The sequence below is a fragment of the Pseudomonas mendocina genome (assembly GCA_037482215.1).
GTDB lineage: Bacteria > Pseudomonadota > Gammaproteobacteria > Pseudomonadales > Pseudomonadaceae > Aquipseudomonas > Aquipseudomonas mendocina_E.
In genome coordinates, this window is record CP148074.1 from 1,781,863 (window position 1) to 1,799,027 (window position 17,165).

The 17,165-nt window shown below is 54.7% G+C and carries 21 protein-coding genes; 18 read left to right on the top strand and 3 right to left on the bottom strand.

Features of this window, described 5'->3' with window-relative positions; translation table 11 throughout:
• The first annotated feature begins 106 nt into the window (after window positions 1-106).
• The 3 genes from rluC to WG219_08065 are packed head-to-tail and all read left to right on the top strand — an operon-like array spanning window position 107 to window position 2,715.
• The gene (rluC, locus tag WG219_08055) at window positions 107-1,060 is read left to right on the top strand and encodes a 23S rRNA pseudouridine(955/2504/2580) synthase RluC (protein WXL27396.1); all 954 of its coding nucleotides are present in this window, start codon (window positions 107-109) and stop codon (window positions 1,058-1,060) included.
• Complete coding sequence (locus tag WG219_08060; protein ID WXL27397.1) at window positions 1,053-1,748, top strand: HAD-IA family hydrolase; 696 nt, start codon at window positions 1,053-1,055, stop codon at window positions 1,746-1,748. Before rluC ends, WG219_08060 begins: the two co-directional genes overlap by 8 nt.
• Window positions 1,738-2,715, top strand: a complete 978-nt coding sequence (locus WG219_08065) for a S49 family peptidase (GenBank protein WXL27398.1) — start codon at window positions 1,738-1,740, stop codon at window positions 2,713-2,715. The genes WG219_08060 and WG219_08065 overlap by 11 nt, the downstream gene beginning before the upstream one ends.
• A 44-nt stretch (window positions 2,716-2,759) precedes the next feature.
• Here the strand turns inward: WG219_08065 and WG219_08070 are convergent, their stop codons facing one another.
• A complete protein-coding gene (locus WG219_08070; GenBank protein WXL27968.1) occupies window positions 2,760-3,335 on the bottom strand; it encodes a Maf family protein in 576 nt (191 codons plus the stop codon).
• A gap of 118 nt (window positions 3,336-3,453) precedes the next feature.
• On the opposite strand from WG219_08070, the gene WG219_08075 reads away from it, so the two are divergent.
• The 13 genes from WG219_08075 to WG219_08135 all read left to right on the top strand — a co-directional run bounded on the left by WG219_08075 (window position 3,454) and on the right by WG219_08135 (window position 13,504).
• Window positions 3,454-3,981 (top strand): YceD family protein, encoded by a 528-nt coding sequence (locus tag WG219_08075; GenBank protein ID WXL27399.1) that lies wholly within the window; start codon window positions 3,454-3,456, stop codon window positions 3,979-3,981.
• A gap of 13 nt (window positions 3,982-3,994) precedes the next feature.
• The gene (gene rpmF, locus WG219_08080) at window positions 3,995-4,177 is read left to right on the top strand and encodes a 50S ribosomal protein L32 (protein ID WXL27400.1); all 183 of its coding nucleotides are present in this window, start codon (window positions 3,995-3,997) and stop codon (window positions 4,175-4,177) included.
• A gap of 3 nt (window positions 4,178-4,180) precedes the next feature.
• The gene (gene plsX, locus WG219_08085) at window positions 4,181-5,191 is read left to right on the top strand and encodes a phosphate acyltransferase PlsX (GenBank protein WXL27401.1); all 1,011 of its coding nucleotides are present in this window, start codon (window positions 4,181-4,183) and stop codon (window positions 5,189-5,191) included.
• A gap of 104 nt (window positions 5,192-5,295) precedes the next feature.
• Window positions 5,296-6,234: an ACP S-malonyltransferase gene (fabD, locus tag WG219_08090; GenBank protein ID WXL27402.1), complete on the top strand. Its 939-nt coding sequence runs from the start codon at window positions 5,296-5,298 to the stop codon at window positions 6,232-6,234.
• Between the two features lie 17 nt (window positions 6,235-6,251).
• Entirely contained in the window at window positions 6,252-6,995 is a 744-nt protein-coding gene (fabG, locus tag WG219_08095) for a 3-oxoacyl-ACP reductase FabG (protein WXL27403.1), read from the top strand.
• Window positions 6,996-7,190: 195 nt separating this feature from the next.
• On the top strand, window positions 7,191-7,424 hold the full coding sequence (gene acpP, locus WG219_08100; protein ID WXL27404.1) for an acyl carrier protein: 234 nt from the start codon (window positions 7,191-7,193) through the stop codon (window positions 7,422-7,424).
• A gap of 108 nt (window positions 7,425-7,532) precedes the next feature.
• Window positions 7,533-8,777, top strand: coding sequence for a beta-ketoacyl-ACP synthase II (fabF, locus tag WG219_08105; protein ID WXL27405.1), 1,245 nt, complete (start codon window positions 7,533-7,535; stop codon window positions 8,775-8,777).
• Complete coding sequence (pabC, locus tag WG219_08110; protein ID WXL27406.1) at window positions 8,777-9,592, top strand: aminodeoxychorismate lyase; 816 nt, start codon at window positions 8,777-8,779, stop codon at window positions 9,590-9,592. The genes fabF and pabC overlap by 1 nt, the downstream gene beginning before the upstream one ends.
• Window position 9,593: 1 nt before the next feature.
• Window positions 9,594-10,646: an endolytic transglycosylase MltG gene (gene mltG / locus WG219_08115; protein ID WXL27407.1), complete on the top strand. Its 1,053-nt coding sequence runs from the start codon at window positions 9,594-9,596 to the stop codon at window positions 10,644-10,646.
• Window positions 10,647-10,655: 9 nt separating this feature from the next.
• Entirely contained in the window at window positions 10,656-11,288 is a 633-nt protein-coding gene (tmk, locus tag WG219_08120; protein WXL27408.1) for a dTMP kinase, read from the top strand.
• The gene (locus WG219_08125) at window positions 11,281-12,267 is read left to right on the top strand and encodes a DNA polymerase III subunit delta' (protein ID WXL27409.1); all 987 of its coding nucleotides are present in this window, start codon (window positions 11,281-11,283) and stop codon (window positions 12,265-12,267) included. Before tmk ends, WG219_08125 begins: the two co-directional genes overlap by 8 nt.
• A 36-nt stretch (window positions 12,268-12,303) precedes the next feature.
• A complete protein-coding gene (locus WG219_08130) occupies window positions 12,304-12,660 on the top strand; it encodes a PilZ domain-containing protein (GenBank protein WXL27410.1) in 357 nt (118 codons plus the stop codon).
• Window positions 12,661-12,721: 61 nt separating this feature from the next.
• Window positions 12,722-13,504 (top strand): TatD family hydrolase, encoded by a 783-nt coding sequence (locus WG219_08135; GenBank protein ID WXL27411.1) that lies wholly within the window; start codon window positions 12,722-12,724, stop codon window positions 13,502-13,504.
• Between the two features lie 235 nt (window positions 13,505-13,739).
• Here the strand turns inward: WG219_08135 and WG219_08140 are convergent, their stop codons facing one another.
• The gene (locus WG219_08140; GenBank protein ID WXL27412.1) at window positions 13,740-14,873 is read right to left on the bottom strand and encodes an aminotransferase class V-fold PLP-dependent enzyme; all 1,134 of its coding nucleotides are present in this window, start codon (window positions 14,871-14,873) and stop codon (window positions 13,740-13,742) included.
• Between the two features lie 75 nt (window positions 14,874-14,948).
• Between WG219_08140 and WG219_08145 the strand changes: the two genes are divergently transcribed.
• On the top strand, window positions 14,949-15,587 hold the full coding sequence (locus WG219_08145) for a TetR/AcrR family transcriptional regulator (GenBank protein ID WXL27413.1): 639 nt from the start codon (window positions 14,949-14,951) through the stop codon (window positions 15,585-15,587).
• Window positions 15,588-15,670: 83 nt separating this feature from the next.
• Window positions 15,671-16,639 (top strand): radical SAM protein, encoded by a 969-nt coding sequence (locus WG219_08150; GenBank protein WXL27414.1) that lies wholly within the window; start codon window positions 15,671-15,673, stop codon window positions 16,637-16,639.
• Window positions 16,640-16,644: 5 nt separating this feature from the next.
• On the opposite strand, the gene WG219_08155 is transcribed toward WG219_08150, so the two are convergent.
• Window positions 16,645-17,145: a MarR family transcriptional regulator gene (locus tag WG219_08155; GenBank protein WXL27415.1), complete on the bottom strand. Its 501-nt coding sequence runs from the start codon at window positions 17,143-17,145 to the stop codon at window positions 16,645-16,647.
• Between the last annotated feature and the right edge of the window lie 20 nt (window positions 17,146-17,165).

The following is a 17,165-nucleotide window of genomic DNA, read 5'->3' on the forward strand; positions in this document are numbered from 1 at the left end:
GTGGCAGTTTTGCAAGCACTCTATTGCCAGTCCGCTTATGGCGGCTTCCCGACTATAGCAGCAATGAATAAGTGCTTCAATTGCATAAAAAATGTATGATCAGAGGATGACAAATCCTTCCTCTCCAACCTCCGGCGTCCAGCTGCTCGAGGTTTCGCCGGAGTATGCCGGCCAGCGAATCGACAATTTCCTCCGCACCCAACTTAAGGGTGTGCCTAAGACTTTGATTTACCGCATTTTGCGTAAGGGCGAAGTGCGGGTGAATAAAGGTCGGATCAAGCCTGAGTACAAGCTCCAGGCTGGTGATGTGGTGCGGGTCCCGCCATTACGTCTGCCAGATCGTGATGAGCCCGAGCCTGTTGCGCAGGGTTTGTTGCAGCGCCTTGAAGCGGCAATTGTCTATGAGGACAAAGCGCTTATTGTGTTGAACAAGCCTGCGGGTATCGCTGTACATGGTGGCAGCGGTCTTAATTACGGCGTTATCGAGGCTTTTCGTCAGTTGCGTCCGGATGCAAAAGACCTTGAGTTGGTCCATCGCTTGGATCGTGATACCTCCGGGCTTCTGATGATCGCCAAGAAACGCAGCATGCTGCGACATCTGCATGAAGCGCTGCGTGGTGATGGCGTTGACAAGCGCTACATGGCGCTTGTGCGAGGGTATTGGCCAACAGCCAAAAAGCAAGTCAGTGCGCCGCTGCTTAAAAGCAATCTGCGCTCGGGCGAGCGAATGGTTGAAGTGAATCCGGAAGGTAAGGAAGCGTTGACCGTTTTCCGTGTGCTGCGCCGTTTTGGCGAATTTGCCACGCTTATTGAGGCTAAGCCTGTAACGGGTCGTACTCATCAAATTCGTGTTCACACGCAATATGCCGGGCATAGCATTGCTGGGGACAGTAAGTATGGTGATGATGATTTCACCCGCGAAGTGCGCGAGATGGGTGGTAAGCGTCTGTTTCTACATGCATACGAGCTGATCGTACCGATGCCTGATGGCTCTCAACTTAGGGTTGAGGCGCCTGTTGATGAGCTTTGGTCGAAAACGCTGGAGCGTTTGAGTGCGTGATTATCAGTTATTGATCTTTGACTGGGACGGCACTTTAGCTGACTCAATCAGTCGTATCGTTGAGTCAATGCATCGTGCAACTGATGCCTTTTCTCTGCCGCGCTGTAGTGATGATCAGGTGCGCGGCATTATTGGGCTGGCGCTGCCGGAAGCAATCCGTGTGTTGTATCCGCAGATGCACAGTGATGCAGATGTGGCGAGACTTCGGGAGCTCTACAGCGTGCATTACCGGGCGCTGGATGTTGAACCTTCTCCTTTATTTTATGGGGTTGAGGAATCCCTTGCGGCTTTTCGAGAGCAGGGCTACCAGCTGGCTGTGGCAACAGGTAAGGCACGGCCTGGGTTGCAGCGAGCGCTCGCTGGGCGGGGGTGGCTGGACTACTTCGATTACAGTCGCTGCGCTGATGAGACAGCGAGTAAGCCTGATCCTTTGATGTTGCACGAAATACTTGAGCAAAGTGGTGTCAGTGCTGAGCGGGCGATAATGGTTGGTGACTCAACTTTTGATCTGCTTATGGCTCAGCGTGCCGGTATGGATTCTGTTGCTGTTGGTTATGGTGCGCAGCCTCTTGAGATGCTGCGCCCCTGCAAGCCTGTGCTGGAAGTAGACTGTTTTACCGATTTGGCTGCCTGGTTGGCTGGGCAGGTTCCCAAGTGTTCAGTTGAGGGTGGTGTGCATGGCGGATGAATGGAAGGCGCCGGCTGAGGGCGAAGATGCCAAGAGCTGGAAGTTGTTGGAAAAGGCTCTTTTGGCAGGAGTCCAGGAGCAGCGCCGTTCGCGTCGGTGGGGAATTTTTTTCAAGCTCCTGACTTTTATTTATATTTTCGCGGCCCTTGCGCTGTTTTCCCCGGCGCTCAAAATGAGCGGTGGGGCTGCAACTTCTGCTAGTCATACGGCATTCATTGAAATTCGCGGGATGATCGCAGATCAGGAGTCCGCCAGTGCCGACAATATAGTTAGCAGTCTGCGGGCTGCCTTTGAAGACGAGGGCACTAAAGCTGTCATTTTGCGTATTAATAGCCCAGGTGGTAGCCCTGTGCAGTCGGGGTACGTCTATGACGAGATTCGTCGTTTGCGCGGTGAGCATCCCAATATCAAGCTTTATGCTGTGATTTCTGATCTCGGGGCATCGGGCGCTTATTACATTGCCAGTGCTGCTGATGCTATTTATGCCGACAAAGCCAGTCTGGTGGGCTCTATTGGGGTGACTGCTGCATCATTCGGGTTTGTTGATGCCATGCAGAAAGTTGGTGTTGAGCGCCGCTTGTACACCTCGGGTGAGCATAAGGCTTTTCTTGATCCGTTCCAGCCGCAAAATCCTGAGGAAACCAAGTTCTGGAAGAGCGTCCTCGAAACTACCCATCGGCAGTTTATTGCCAGTGTTAAGAAGGGGCGCGGGGATCGTCTCAAAGATGCGGAACATCCAGAATTGTTCTCGGGGCTTGTTTGGTCGGGTGAGCAGGCGCTGGAGTTGGGGTTGATTGATGGGTTGGGTAGCACTAGTTATGTGGCGCGTGAGGTTGTCGGTGAGAAAAATCTCGTCGACTTTACCGTTCAAGAAACGCCATTTGACCGGTTTGCTAAGGTCCTCGGTACCAGTGTGGCTGAGCGCATTGCGCTGTGGATGGGGTTCCAGGGGCCAACGCTGCGTTAGTCCCTTTGTGCAAAAAAAGACCCGGTTTTAGCCGGGTCTTTTGCTTATGGGATTTGAATTTTGTTGGCCAGTAGCATGTCCACCAGTCGAATTAGTGGCAGTCCTATCAGGCTATTGCTATCAGAGCCCTCGGTGCTGCGGAATAGGCTGATGCCCAGGCCTTCAGATTTAAAGCTTCCTGCGCAGTCGTAGGGTTGCTCAGCCTCAAGATAGCGGGCGATTTGTTCGTCGCTGAGTTCACGGAAGTGGACGGTGAATGGAATGCAATCGGTCTGATGTTCCCCTGTTTGACTGTTGAGCAGGGTTAGTCCGGTCAGGAAGGTCACGCTGTTGCCACTTGCTGCTTTTAATTGCTGCATGGCGCGTTCAAATGTGTGGGGTTTTCCAAGGATTTCTTCGCCTAACACCGCGACTTGATCGGAGCCGATTATCAAGTGTTGCGGGTATTCCTGGCGAAGTGCGCTGGCTTTCTCCAGTGATAGGCGACGAACCAGGGCGTGTGCAGGTTCGTCGGCGTGGCGAGACTCATCTATGTCGGGGGCTTGCCAGGCAAAGGGAAGGCGCAGGCGGCCCAGCAGTTCGCGGCGATAAGGGGAGCTGGAGGCCAGAACTAAAGGCAGCACGGCAGTTTCCTTGAGTGGTTAAATAGTGGTCTGGTGATTCTAACTGTCGGTTTAGTCACTGCACAGGCTGAATTCCTTTGACAGCAGCGGGTTGCATCCCTAGAATGCGCCGCCTATGTCAAATGGCCCGATTCCACCTCACGTTGATCCGCGAAAGTTAGCAGATCGCAGCACCACCCTCGATGGTGAGATGCCGCTTGCTGATTTAGAGCGCCTCTGCGGCCCGCTTGCCGATAACCAAGGCATGGTGCGCACGAAGTTTTCGTTCGAGCGCGACGAGCGCAATGCTGTGGTTTTCCACAGTGAGCTTGAGGTTGAAGTTAAAATGGTTTGCCAGCGTTGTCTGGAGCAGGTCACTTTACCGATTCGCAGTGAGTGTGATTACGCTGTGGTGAGGGAGGGTGCCAATACCCAGTCAGTGCCTCAGGGCTATGACGTGATTGAGTTGGGTGAAGACCCATTGGATCTGCTGGCGTTGGTTGAGGATGAGCTTTTGCTCGCTTTACCCATTGTCCCGGCTCATGACCCTAAAGATTGCCAGCAGCCGGCCGGCCTCGAAGAGCCCGAGTTGAGCGAGGACGAGGTAGCGCGGTCCAACCCGTTCAGTGTATTGGCACAGTTAAAGCGTGACCCAAACGTTTAGGAGTTAATTAGTTATGGCTGTTCAGCAGAACAAAAAATCCCGATCCGCTCGCGACATGCGTCGTTCCCACGATGCTCTCGAAGCAAACGCTCTGTCGGTTGAGAAAACCACTGGCGAAGTACACCTGCGTCACCACGTATCGCCAGAAGGCGTTTACCGTGGTCGCAAAGTGATCGACAAGGGCGCTGACGAGTAATCCTTGTCCGCCTCGATCATTGCGATTGATGCAATGGGTGGGGACTTCGGTCCCCACAGCATTGTTCCGGCCTGCATTTCCTGCTTGGCTGAATTCCCCTCGCTGCACCTGGTCCTCGTTGGCCAATCCTCTTTGATTGAATCCCTGGTTGCTGGCTATCCCAGTGTCGATCGTTCTCGTCTGCGTGTTGTGCATGCGGCTGAAGTGATTGCTATGGATGAGCGTCCGGCCCAGGCATTGCGTAACAAGGCAGATTCCTCCATGCGCGTTGGGCTTGAGCTTTTGCGTGATGGGGCTGTGCAGGCGTGTGTTAGCTCTGGGAATACCGGGGCTTTGATGGCGTTGTCGCGGCATGTACTCAAAACCCTGCCGGGTATTGATAGACCTGCCATGGTCACGGCTATTCCAACGCGAACAGGTTTTTGCCATTTGCTTGATCTGGGGGCAAATGTCGATTGTGGTGCTGAGCATTTGCAGCAGTTCGCGGTGATGGGGGCTGTAGCCGCTGAAGTGTTAGGTAAGCCTCAGGCGCGAGTGGCGCTGCTAAACGTGGGTACTGAGGATATAAAAGGCAATCAGCAGGTCAAACTGGCCGCAAATCTTCTGCAGCAGACTAAAGGGTTGAACTACATCGGCTTTATTGAAGGCGATGGTTTATACCGGGGTGAGGCTGATGTTGTCGTATGTGACGGATTTGTCGGCAACATCCTGCTGAAGTCCAGTGAAGGTCTCGCCTCGATGATCTCGGAGCGTGTTGAGCAGGTGTTTACATCCAGCCTGCTTGCGAAGGCCATTGGTATTCTGGCTATGCCGCTCCTAAAGCGGCTACAAGTTGAACTGGCGCCGGCGGAGCACAATGGAGCCAGTTTTCTTGGTTTGCAGGGGATTGTCGTTAAAAGCCATGGATCTGCAGGGCCGGAGGGTTTTAAGAGCGCCATTCGCCGAGCTTTGCGGGAGATTGAGGAGGATTTGCCTAAGCGACTGTACGGTCACTTAGGGGATCAACTGCTTTAGAATGTGACTGCTTCACATGGCCAGTCATCAAACTGACAGTTTATTGCGTGCGGCGCTTGCCTGTGCGTATCACTGAAGAACACGAATATTAGGAACACGCTTCCATGTCCGCATCTCTTGCATTCGTCTTTCCAGGTCAGGGCTCGCAGTCTCTGGGTATGCTCTCCGAGCACGGCGCTCAGCGCCCTCTGATCCTTGAAGCCTTTGCAGAAGCTTCCGAAGCTCTGGGCTATGACCTGTGGGCTCTGACTCAGCAGGGTCCTGAGGAGCAACTGAATCAGACTGATAAGACTCAGCCTGCAATCCTTACTGCCTCCGTGGCATTGTGGCGTGCATGGCAGGCAGAGAGCGCGGTTCGTCCGGCTTTTGTCGCCGGTCACAGTCTGGGTGAATACTCGGCCCTAGTGGCGGCTGGCAGCCTTTCTCTGGCTGATGCAGCCAAACTGGTTGAGCACCGTGGCAAACTCATGCAACAAGCCGTTCCGGCCGGGCAGGGCGGTATGGCCGCGATTCTCGGCCTGGAAGATGCTGATGTACTGGCTGCCTGTGCCGAAGCGGCTCAGGGTGATGTGGTTAGCGCCGTGAATTTCAATGCGCCGGGGCAGGTGGTTATCGCCGGTGCGGCTGCTGCGGTTGAGCGTGCGATCGAAGCGTGTAAGGCGCGCGGTGCCAAGCGTGCTATGCCTCTGCCAGTAAGTGTGCCGTCACACTGTGAACTGATGCGCCCGGCTGCTGAGCGTTTTGCTGAGGCTGTAGCGGCTATTGACTGGAAAAAACCGGAAATTGCGCTGGTGCAGAACGTCAGTGCAGCTGCCGTAACGGATCTTGATGGTCTCAAACGCGATCTGCTGGCACAGCTGTACAGCCCGGTTCGTTGGGTTGAATCCATCGTTTGCCTGTCCGAAAAAGGTGTGACTGATCTCGTTGAGTGTGGTCCGGGCAAAGTGCTGAGTGGCCTGAACAAACGCTGCGTTAAAGGCATTAATACTTACAATTTGGACACCCCGGACGCATTTGCTGCCGCCGGTGCCGCCCTGAACTGATTTGAGGAGAATGTTTTATGAGCCTGCAAGGTAAAGTAGCCCTAGTAACGGGCGCTAGCCGTGGCATTGGCCAGGCTATTGCTCTGGAGTTGGGTCGTCAGGGGGCTATCGTGGTCGGTACAGCAACTTCTGCGTCCGGCGCGGAGCGTATTGCAGAAAACCTCAAGGCCAACGGCATTCAGGGGCTGGGGCTCGAACTCAACGTCACCAGTGACGAATCTGTAGCAGCGGTATTGGCTGCCATTACCGAACAGTTCGGTGCACCTGCTATTCTGGTCAATAACGCAGGTATTACCCGCGATAACCTGATGATGCGTATGAAGGACGACGAGTGGTTCGATGTGATCGACACCAACCTCAACAGCCTCTACCGTTTGTCCAAAGGTGTTCTGCGCGGGATGACTAAGGCACGCTGGGGTCGGATTATCAATATTGGCTCTGTAGTGGGTGCCATGGGCAACGCAGGCCAAGTAAACTATGCAGCAGCTAAAGCAGGGCTGGAAGGTTTCAGCCGTGCTCTGGCTCGTGAAGTCGGGTCGCGCTCGATCACTGTTAACTCAGTTGCTCCGGGCTTTATCGATACAGATATGACCCGTGAACTGCCTGAAGCGCAGCGTGAAGCGTTGCAGGCGCAGATTCCGCTGGGCCGTTTGGGGCAGGCAGAAGAGATCGCGCAAGTGGTCGCTTTCCTTGCTTCTGATGGTGCAGCTTATGTCACAGGGGCTACTATCCCTGTGAATGGCGGGATGTATATGAGCTAAATGTGACGGATGCCTTAAGAAAACTGTCATAGATGCTGTCTAAAATCCGTTATAAAAGTGAAACAGGTTTATAGACAGATCGTTGATGTGTTTTGGGGGTATCCCGGCATTCAGCTTGAAATGCTAAAAACCCTTTCTATACACTTGGCGGTATAACTGCTGCCCGGATTTGTCCACTAGGAGTGAAAACAAGGTATGAGCACCATCGAAGAACGCGTCAAGAAAATCGTTGCTGAACAACTTGGCGTCAAAGAAGAGGAAGTAACCAACAGCGCTTCCTTCGTCGAAGACCTGGGTGCCGACTCTCTTGACACCGTTGAGCTGGTGATGGCTCTCGAAGAAGAATTCGAGACCGAGATCCCGGACGAGCAAGCTGAGAAGATCACCACTGTTCAAGAAGCGATCGACTACGTTACCGCTCACGCGTAAGACGTAATCAGTCGTCTCTCGGCTAGGAAAAGCCGCACACCTGTTATGGGAGTGCGGCTTTTCTTTAGGCGGCTTATCAAGTGGTGAAACCTAGAGAAGGAGAAGGCTGTGTCGCGTAGACGCGTCGTAGTTACCGGTATGGGCATGTTGTCGCCACTGGGTAACGATGTACCGAGCAGCTGGCAGGGCATTTTGGCAGGGCAAAGCGGTATCGCGGCCCTCGAACACATGGACCTTTCGGCTTATTCCACCCGCTTTGGTGGTTCGATCAAGGGCTTCAATGTTGAAGAGTACTTGTCGGCGAAAGAGGCCAGAAAGCTCGACCTGTTTATTCAGTACGGCCTAGCGGCCAGTTTTCAGGCTGTGCGCAATTCTGGTCTGGAGATCACTGATGCCAACCGTGAGCGCATCGGTGTGGCCATGGGCTCGGGTATTGGTGGTCTGACCAATATCGAGAACAACTGCCGCTCGCTGATTGATCAGGGGCCACGGCGTATCTCGCCGTTCTTTGTGCCTGGCTCAATCATCAATATGATTTCCGGTTTCCTGTCGATCCATTTGGGGCTGCAGGGACCTAACTATGCTATTGCCACGGCGTGCACCACTGGCACCCACTGCATCGGCATGGCTGCTCGTAATATCGCTTACGGCGAAGCTGACGTGATGGTTGCGGGCGGCGCTGAAATGGCGGCCTGCGGTCTGGGTATGGGCGGTTTTGGTGCGGCCCGTGCGCTTTCGACCCGCAATGATGATCCAACCCGGGCCAGCCGTCCGTGGGATCAGGATCGCGATGGCTTTGTGCTGTCAGATGGCTCTGGCGCGCTGGTGCTTGAGGAGCTTGAACATGCCAAGGCCCGTGGCGCGACCATTTACGCTGAGCTTATCGGCTTTGGTATGAGCAGTGATGCGTACCATATGACGTCGCCACCCGAAGATGGTGCCGGTGCCGCCCGCTGCATGGCGACGGCTCTGCGCGATGCGGGTGTGAACCCTGATCAGGTTCAGTACATCAATGCCCACGGAACGTCGACCATGGCCGGCGACAAGGCTGAGGCATCGGCGGTTAAGTCGGTCTTTGGCGATCACGCCTATAAGCTCGCCGTTAGCTCGACCAAGTCGATGACTGGCCATTTGCTGGGGGCTGCCGGGGCTGTTGAGGCTATCTTCAGTATTCTCGCAATCCGCGATCAGGTGGCGCCGCCAACCATTAACATGGATAACCCAGGTGAGGGTTGTGATCTGGACTTTGTACCTCATCATGCCCGGCAGATGCCGATTGATGTGGTGCTGTCCAACTCCTTCGGCTTTGGTGGTACCAACGGTTCGCTGGTGTTCCGCCGGTTTGCAGGCTGATGCTGATCTGGGTCGATGGCCAACCAGTCGGGCTGTTGTCCGTTAAGGATCGCGGCTTGGCCTACGGCGATGGGTTATTTGAGACCATCGCCGTAAAGTCCGGTCGGCCCATTCTGTTTGAGCGGCATATGCAGCGCTTGGTTGAGGGCTGTAAGCGTCTGGCGATTCCTTTGGATGAGCCGGACGTGCGTCGGCAGTTGCTGGAGTTCAGCCACCTAGTCGGCGATGGTGTGACCAAGCTTATCCTGACCCGTGGAGATGGATTGCGTGGTTACGCCTCACCTAATCCGAGCCAGCCTCGTTTAATTCTTCAAGCTGCACCCAGTCCAGCCTACCCGGCAGTCCATGCCGAGCAAGGGGTGCGGTTATTCCCCTGTGCTACCCGTCTGGCTGAGCAGCCACTACTGGCAGGTCTTAAGCACCTTAACCGCCTTGAACAGGTACTGGCTCGTGATGAGTGGCAGGATGCGGAGCATGCTGAAGGGCTCATGCGTGACGTTTCCGGGCGCGTGATTGAAGGGGTGTACAGCAATCTGTTGCTGGTGAGCGGCGGCGTTCTGGTCACCGCTGATCTGTCCCGTTGCGGTGTGGCGGGGGTTATGCGCGCTGAGCTGTTGGCCCAGGCACACGATCAAGGTATTACCTGTGAAGTCCGGGATGTCAGCTACGACGAGTTGCTGGCAGCGGATGAAGTGATGTTGTGCAACAGCCTGTATGGAGTCTGGCCCGTGCGTGGCCTATTGACGCATGACTGGCCGGTTGGGCCGCTCACCCGTAAACTTCAGGCCATTGCTCAAGACATATTGGATTGCTGAATTGATTCGCAAACTTTTGCTGCTGCTTGAAGGCAGCGTAGTGCTGGCAGGTTTGCTGCTCGGTGTTGCAGCCTGGCAGCAACATGAAGCATTGCATCAACCGCTCAACCTGAGCGCTGAACATGTGATTGAAGTGCCTGCTGGTGCTACACCCGGCGGTGTGCTGAATCGTCTCCAAGCAGATGGAATTATCGATAAGGCATTTTGGTTACGCCAGTACTGGCGTTTCAACCTGTCTGGCCAGCCGCTGCACAGCGGTGAATATCAATTGAAACCGGGCCAGACCGTCAGTGACATGCTGAATATGTGGCAGCGCGGGGATGTTCTTCAATACAGCATTACGTTGGTTGAAGGCTGGAACTTTCGTCAGGTTCGCTCAGCCTTGGCTCGTGAACAGCGCCTAGAACAGACGCTGTCAGGTGTCAGCGATAATGAGCTTATGAATAAATTGGGGCTGGCAGGTCAGCACCCAGAAGGACGTTTTTTCCCGGATACCTACAGCTTTGTTCGTGGTACCTCCGACCTTGATTTGCTGAAAAAGGCCAATGCGCGTCTGGAGAAAGTACTCGCCGAGGAGTGGGAAAAGCGAGACGACGATTTACCGTACAAGGAACCTTACGATGCCTTGATCATGGCCTCCATGATCGAAAGGGAAACGGGCGTTGCGCAAGAGCGGGGTGAGATTGCAGGTGTGTTTGTCCGTCGCCTGCGCATGGGCATGCGTTTACAGACAGACCCCACTGTTATCTATGGCATGGGCGAGCGTTACAACGGCAGAATCACCCGGGCTGATCTGCGTGAGCCTACTCCCTACAACACTTACACCATCGACGGCATGCCGCCGACGCCAATTGCCTTGGCTGGGCGTGAGGCCATTCGTGCCGCGTTGAAGCCTGTGGCTGGCAAGAGCCTTTATTTCGTTGCCCGTGGCGACGGTAGCCATGTATTTTCAGAAACGCTTGAGCAACATAACCGCGCTGTTCGCGAGTACCAGCTCAAGCGTCGGGCAGATTACCGTTCCAGTCCGGCTCCGGTAACGGCCCCACAACAGTAAGGACATCGTGTGAGCGGTTTGTTTATTACCCTTGAAGGGCCTGAAGGCGCTGGCAAAAGTACTAATCGTGAGTACCTGGCAGCGCGTCTGCGCGAGCAGGGGATTGATGTAGTGCTGACTCGAGAGCCGGGCGGCACGCCTTTGGCGGAGAGGGTGCGAGAAATTCTGCTGGCTCCCAGCGATGAGGTCATGGCCAGCGATACCGAATTGCTGCTGATGTTCGCCGCACGGGCTCAGCACCTCGATCAGGTGATACGTCCGGCCCTGGCGCGGGGCAGTGTCGTACTCTGTGACCGCTTCACCGATGCCACCTACGCCTATCAGGGCGGTGGTCGTGGTTTGCCCCACGAGCGTATTGCTGTGCTTGAGGATTTTGTTCAGGGATCACTGCGCCCGGATATGACGCTGGTTTTTGACCTGCCAGTGGATATCGGCTTGGCCCGCGCTGCTGAGCGTGGGTGCTTGGACCGCTTCGAGCAAGAGGGCGTGGCTTTTTTTGATGCAGTCCGCCAGACCTATTTGCAACGGGCTGCGCAGCACCCGCAGCGATACCGCATTGTGGATGCATCGCAGCCGCTGAACGAGGTGCAGCAGCGTTTGGATTCACTGTTGCCTGAGCTGTTGGAGCTACGTCGTGGCTGAGGCCTTCCCGTGGCAGGAGGCGCTCTGGCAACAACTGGCTGGGCGCCCCCAGCATGCGCATGCCTATCTGCTGCATGGCCCTGCGGGTATTGGTAAACGCGCGCTCGCCGAGCGTTTTATGGCCCGCTTGTTGTGCCAGCAGCCTGCGGGGCTTGATGCCTGTGGGCAATGCAAAGCGTGCCATTTGCTGGCAGCGGGTACTCACCCGGATAACTTCATCCTTGAGCCTGAGGAGGCTGACAAAGCCATTCGCGTTGATCAGGTGCGGGATTTGGTCAGTTTTGTGGTGCAAACCGCACAGCTGGGCGGGCGTAAGGTTGTGTTGATCGAGCCGGTAGAGTCGATGAATATCAACGCCTCTAATGCTTTGCTCAAAAGTCTGGAGGAGCCTTCAGGCAATACGGTCCTGTTGTTAATTAGCCACCAGCCCAGCCGTTTGCTGCCCACTGTGAAAAGTCGTTGTGTGCAGCAGGCTTGTCCGTTACCGACTCTGCAGCAGAGCCAGAGCTGGTTACAACAGAAGTTGCCGGATTGTGATGTGGATGTAATTTCTGAATTGCTTTTTCTCGCCTCCGGTTCGCCACTGGCTGCTGTGCAGATGCACGAGCAGGGTGTAATTGCTCAACGCGCTGAGGTGGTGGAAGGGGTCAAGAAACTGCTGAAAAACCAGATCGGACCGAGCCAATTGGCTGAAAGCTGGAACGCAGTGTCTCTGCAATTGTTATTTGATTGGTTTTGCCAGTGGTCGCAATTGATGTTGCGTTACCAGTTGACCCGCGATGAAGAAGGGTTAGGCCAAGCTGATATGCGTAAAGTGGTGCAGTATCTTGCGGAAAAGTCTGCACAACCGAAAGTTCTGGCGATTCAAGACTGGTTGCTTGCGCAGCGTCAAAAGGTCATTAATAAAGCCAACCTTAACCGGGTTTTACTGCTTGAAGCGTTGCTTGTGCAGTGGGCAAGTTTGCCTGGACCACGATAGAATCCAACGCACGAGAATAATTAACAGGAATGCCGCATGAGTTTGCCTCCTAACCTGGGCCCGCGAAATGGGATCTTGTCGCTGACAATCAAAGACAAGTCCGTGCTCTATGCCGCTTATATGCCTTTCATCAAGAACGGCGGTCTGTTTATTCCCACCAATAAGAGCTACAAGCTCGGTGATGAAGTGTTCATGCTGCTCAACCTGATGGAAGAGCCGGAAAAGATTCCTGTGGCAGGTAAAGTTGTTTGGATCACCCCTAAAGGGGCGCAAGGAAACCGGGCAGCCGGTGTTGGTGTGCAGTTCAACGACGGCGACAATACGGCCCGCAACAAAATTGAAACTTACCTGGCCGGTGCGCTGAAGTCGGATAGACCTACGCACACCATGTAGGGTTCTCCGATTGGTATCGAGGCGTCGCGTAGCGGCGCCTTTTCATAAGTGATTGTTCCCCATGCTGGTTGATTCCCACTGTCATCTCGACCGTCTTGATCTGGCTGCCCACGGCGGCTCTCTCGATACGGCGTTGGAGGCTGCGCGTGCGCGTGGCGTCGGACATTTTCTCTGTATTGGCGTCAGTGCCGATAACGCAGCTGCCGTTAAAGGGCTGGCTGAGCGTTATGCCGATGTCGATTGCTCGGTAGGGGTTCACCCCCTAGATCTGGAACCCGGTGTTGCACCGGCATTGGATTGGCTGCTGGCTGAGCTGAACCACCCCAATGTGGTCGCTATCGGTGAGACTGGGCTGGATTATCACTACGAGCCAGAAGCGGCTGAGTTACAGCAGGAGGCGTTTCGTCTGCATCTCCAGGCAGCTCAGGTTACGGGTAAGCCGGTGATTGTGCATACCCGCGAGGCCCGCGCCGATACGCTGACGTTGTTACGGGAGGCGGCCTTGCCTCAGGCAGGCGTGCTGCATTGCTTTACCGAAGACTGGGACATGGCCAAGGCGGCGTTGGATATCGGTTTTTATATCTCGCTGTCCGGCATTGTCACGTTCCGCAATGCTGAGGCCTTGCGTGAGGTAGCTCGCCAAGTGCCGGCAGATCGCCTGCTGGTGGAAACGGATTCCCCGTACCTAGCACCTGTGCCTCACCGTGGAAAACCCAACTTGCCGGAGTACGTCCGTGATGTGGCTGAATACCTGGCAGTCTTGCGCGGCGTGAGTTTTGAAGCGCTGGCTGAGCAAACCACAGAGAACTTCAAGCGTCTTTTCCCGCTGGCAGGAGTCAGATAGGCTTTCTTGGCAAGCCGTGAAGAACCAAAAAAAACCCGGGCTCTGGGGGATGAGTCCGGGTCAAGACCATTAGGAGTAAATCAAGGTGCGCGGTCAACGACACCTTGGCTGATGAAGCGTCTGGGGGATGACGCTGATCACCAGTAATCTCAGTATTGGCGAAGATTGGAGATCGTCCAGACCGTTCGCCGGAATTCTTAAATCTATTTGGAATACCTGACAACGCGGTCTGTACCTATTGGTTTGCCAGGCTATGAATTATTTCTAGCGTCTCCTCAATCGACTGCTCTCGGGTATAAAAGTGAGGCGAGAGGCGTATGCCTTCGCCTCGTTGAACGCAGATTATTTGCTGCTGTTTCAGCTTGTCGAAAAGCTCAGCGTGCTGCCAATTGTCTAGGCTGAAGGTGAGAATCCCGGCGCGTCGCTCTTGGCTCAGTTCGCTATGGAAGGTCGCATTAGGCAGCTTGGCCAAGCCATCAATAAGCCATTGAACGCGCTCATGAATAGCGCGTTCAATCTCTGGCATGCCCACTTCTTCGAGCAGTGAAAGGCTGGCCTCCAGAGCCGTGGCACCGAGCATGTTGGGGCTACCACACTCGAAGCGGCGGGCGCTTTTTGCAGGCTGCCAGTCAGAACGGGTGTAGTCACCGGCGTTTTCCAGCATATGCCAGCCGTACTCATGCAGCTTCAATTGGCTACGGAGGTCTTCCCGGCAATAAAACACGCCTAGGCCTTCCGGGCCTAATAGCCACTTGTGCCCGTCAGCCATGGCAAACGCACAGTTGCAGGCTTGGACATCGAGGTTGAAGGCGCCCAATTGCTGAATTGCATCAACACACAACAACACGCCTTTGGCATCGCAGCCGGCGCCTAGACGGGGCAGGTCAAGGCGCAATCCGCTTGCGTACTGCACGGCGCTGATTGCCATTAAGCGTGTTCGTGGCCCGCAGGCGGCGAGGAGGGCGGCTTCGGCATCGCCGTCCTGAAGACTGACCTGAATAACCTCAACGCCGCGTGGAGCCAAGGCTTCCCAAACGATGCGATTGGAGGGGAATTCCTCGTTACTGATGATGACCTGATCACCAGCGCGCCAGTCCAGGCCAAAGGCAACAAAAGAGAGGGCTTCGGAAGTGTTTTTGACCAGTGCGATATCGCTGCGGGATGGGGCATTTAGCAGGCGTTGCAGGCGTTCACGCAGGCTGCGCTCCAGTTGCAGCCAATTAGCATAGTCTTTGGCACCAATACGAGCATTTTCCGCGGCGAAGCGTGTGACTGCATCCACTGCTCGCTGTGGCCAGGGGGCAACAGCGGCGTGATTGAGGTAGTGAAGTCCCGGTTGCTGGGGAAATTCGTATTCAGTGTTAAGCATTTGGGTATGGCCCGTGCAATTTGTTATCAGTTAGGCATAATAAGAGACTTCGTTTCCAGACGCCTTAGTCCCTATATGCATAAAGAGCCCCGCAAGGTCCGCGAGTTTCGTCGCCGAGAACAAGAAATTCTCGATACAGCACTCAAGCTTTTCCTGGAGCAGGGTGAAGACAGTGTGACTGTAGAGATGATTGCTGATGCAGTGGGCATCGGTAAGGGCACTATCTATAAGCACTTCAAGTCCAAGGCAGAGATTTATCTGCGCCTTATGCTGGATTACGAGCGTGATCTGAACGAGTTGCTGCATTCTTCAGATGTAGACCGTGACAAGGAGGCATTGTCCCGGGCCTATTTTGAATTCCGCATGCGTGATCCTCAGCGCTACCGCCTGTTTGATCGTCTTGAAGAAAAGGTGGTTAAGGGCAACCAAGTGCCCGATATGGTTGAGCAGTTGCATCAGATCCGTGCATCTAACTTTGAGCGGCTGACTCAGTTGATCAAGGGCCGGATATCTGAAGGCAAGTTGGAAAATGTGCCTCCGTACTTCCATTTCTGTGCGGCATGGGCGCTGGTGCACGGTGCTGTTGCCCTGTATCACTCGCCATTCTGGAGCAGTGTTCTGGAGGATCAGGAAGGTTTCTTCCAATTCTTGATGGATATCGGCGTGCGGATGGGCAATCGCCGTAAACGCGAAGGCGATGCGGCTTCGAGCTGAACCACTATTGAGTCATCAGTTCTAATTGATCAGCTGCGTCGGCGGCTTTTAATTATCCGCGTTGATCCGTTCAGGAGCGCTGCATGATCGTAGACCGCCAAGGCAGGCGTTTTCGTAACCTGCGCCTTAGCCTGACAGCTGCGTGTAATTACGTATGTACCTACTGTGTGCCGGACGGTAAGCGTCTGGTCGCGGCTCAGGATGAGCTTTCTGCTGATGCTTTGATCCGTGCTGTGGCTTATCTGGTTGAGTCGGCAGGAATAGAGCGGCTGCGGATCACCGGCGGTGAGCCGCTTATTAGCCCAAAGCTTGAGGCGCTGCTCAGAGGTATCAGTCAGTTAGGGTTGGAGGACATCAGTCTGACCAGCAATGGCCAACTCCTAACTCGCAAACTGCCGCTACTGCTTGAATGCGGTATTCGCCGCCTGAATATTTCTCTTGATTCTCTGGACCCTGGCAGTTTTCAGAAGATTGCCCGCGGTGGCGACTTGGCCACTGTATTAGAGGGTTTGCGTGCTGCTCGTGAAGCGGGGCTGAAGATCAAGATCAATATGGTGCCGCTACGTGGTCAGAACCTGGATCAGGTTTTGCCGATGTTGGATTACTGCCTAGAGAACGGCTTCGAGCTACGGTTTATCGAGCTGATGCGCATGGGGCATCTGTCCCGTGATTACGAGGGGTTTAAGCGACAGTTCGTTGGCCTTGATGAATTGCTTGCGTTGATCGCTGAGCGTCATCAGTTCGTTCAGGCCAGTGCAGCTGTGGATGCCACGGCCATCCGTTACGAAATCCCGGGGCAGGGTTTTTTTGGTGTAATCGCCAATGAAAGCGTGCCGTTTTGCCGGACCTGTTCGCGCTTGCGTTTATCGTCTACCGGCTGGTTGCACGGCTGTTTGTCGTCCACGCAGCGCCATTACATTGGTGATCTTCTCGATCAGCCACGGCATGTGGCATTGCCTGCGTTGCAACGTTTACTTGTTAAAGCGTTGGCAGATAAGCAGGACATATCCTTTGCCGGTGGTGTCACGGTGATGAAAATCATCGGGGGCTGACAAGGTTAGAGGCGGCTCGGCGGCAGACCGTCAATTAATTTCGCGAGCAATTCACTCAGCTTCATCTGTTCGCTCTCAGTCAGATGCTTGAGGATGCCTTGCTCATTTTCGACATGCAGCTCCATCAATGTGTCGATTAGTTCCAGGCCTTTGGGGGTCAGGGTTACCAAGGTGCCACGGCGATCTTCAGGGTTGCTGCGCCGCTCGACGAAACCAGCCTTTTCCAAGCGATCAATGCGGTTGGTCATACCGCCGGATGAAATCATTGCAGCGTCATACAGTGCGGTTGGCGTAAGGGCGTAAGGGGCCCCGTTGCGCCGCAGTGTAGACAGCACATCAAATTCCCCTATCTGCAGGCCGTGTTCGGCATAGAGTGGGTTCAAATGCTTGTGTGTGATCAGTTGGGCTGCTTCTGCTAGCTGTCCAATCAGCTCCATCGGCAGAGTAGGTAGGTTCGGTTTTTCCCGTGACCATTGGTCCATTGCAAACTTTGCGCGATTTCTCATTTGGTATGTCTTGATGTTAA

Coding starts and splice junctions, on each gene's coding strand:
- rluC (WXL27396.1), top strand. CDS start 107: ATGACAAATCCTTCCTCTCCAACCTCCGGCGTCCAGCTGCTCGAGGTT.
- WG219_08065 (WXL27398.1), top strand. CDS start 1,738: ATGGCGGATGAATGGAAGGCGCCGGCTGAGGGCGAAGATGCCAAGAGC.
- WG219_08075 (WXL27399.1), top strand. CDS start 3,454: ATGTCAAATGGCCCGATTCCACCTCACGTTGATCCGCGAAAGTTAGCA.
- rpmF (WXL27400.1), top strand. CDS start 3,995: ATGGCTGTTCAGCAGAACAAAAAATCCCGATCCGCTCGCGACATGCGT.
- fabD (WXL27402.1), top strand. CDS start 5,296: ATGTCCGCATCTCTTGCATTCGTCTTTCCAGGTCAGGGCTCGCAGTCT.
- fabG (WXL27403.1), top strand. CDS start 6,252: ATGAGCCTGCAAGGTAAAGTAGCCCTAGTAACGGGCGCTAGCCGTGGC.
- acpP (WXL27404.1), top strand. CDS start 7,191: ATGAGCACCATCGAAGAACGCGTCAAGAAAATCGTTGCTGAACAACTT.
- pabC (WXL27406.1), top strand. CDS start 8,777: ATGCTGATCTGGGTCGATGGCCAACCAGTCGGGCTGTTGTCCGTTAAG.
- WG219_08130 (WXL27410.1), top strand. CDS start 12,304: ATGAGTTTGCCTCCTAACCTGGGCCCGCGAAATGGGATCTTGTCGCTG.
- WG219_08135 (WXL27411.1), top strand. CDS start 12,722: ATGCTGGTTGATTCCCACTGTCATCTCGACCGTCTTGATCTGGCTGCC.
- WG219_08140 (WXL27412.1), bottom strand. CDS start 14,873: ATGCTTAACACTGAATACGAATTTCCCCAGCAACCGGGACTTCACTAC.
- WG219_08145 (WXL27413.1), top strand. CDS start 14,949: ATGCATAAAGAGCCCCGCAAGGTCCGCGAGTTTCGTCGCCGAGAACAA.
- WG219_08150 (WXL27414.1), top strand. CDS start 15,671: ATGATCGTAGACCGCCAAGGCAGGCGTTTTCGTAACCTGCGCCTTAGC.
- WG219_08155 (WXL27415.1), bottom strand. CDS start 17,145: ATGAGAAATCGCGCAAAGTTTGCAATGGACCAATGGTCACGGGAAAAA.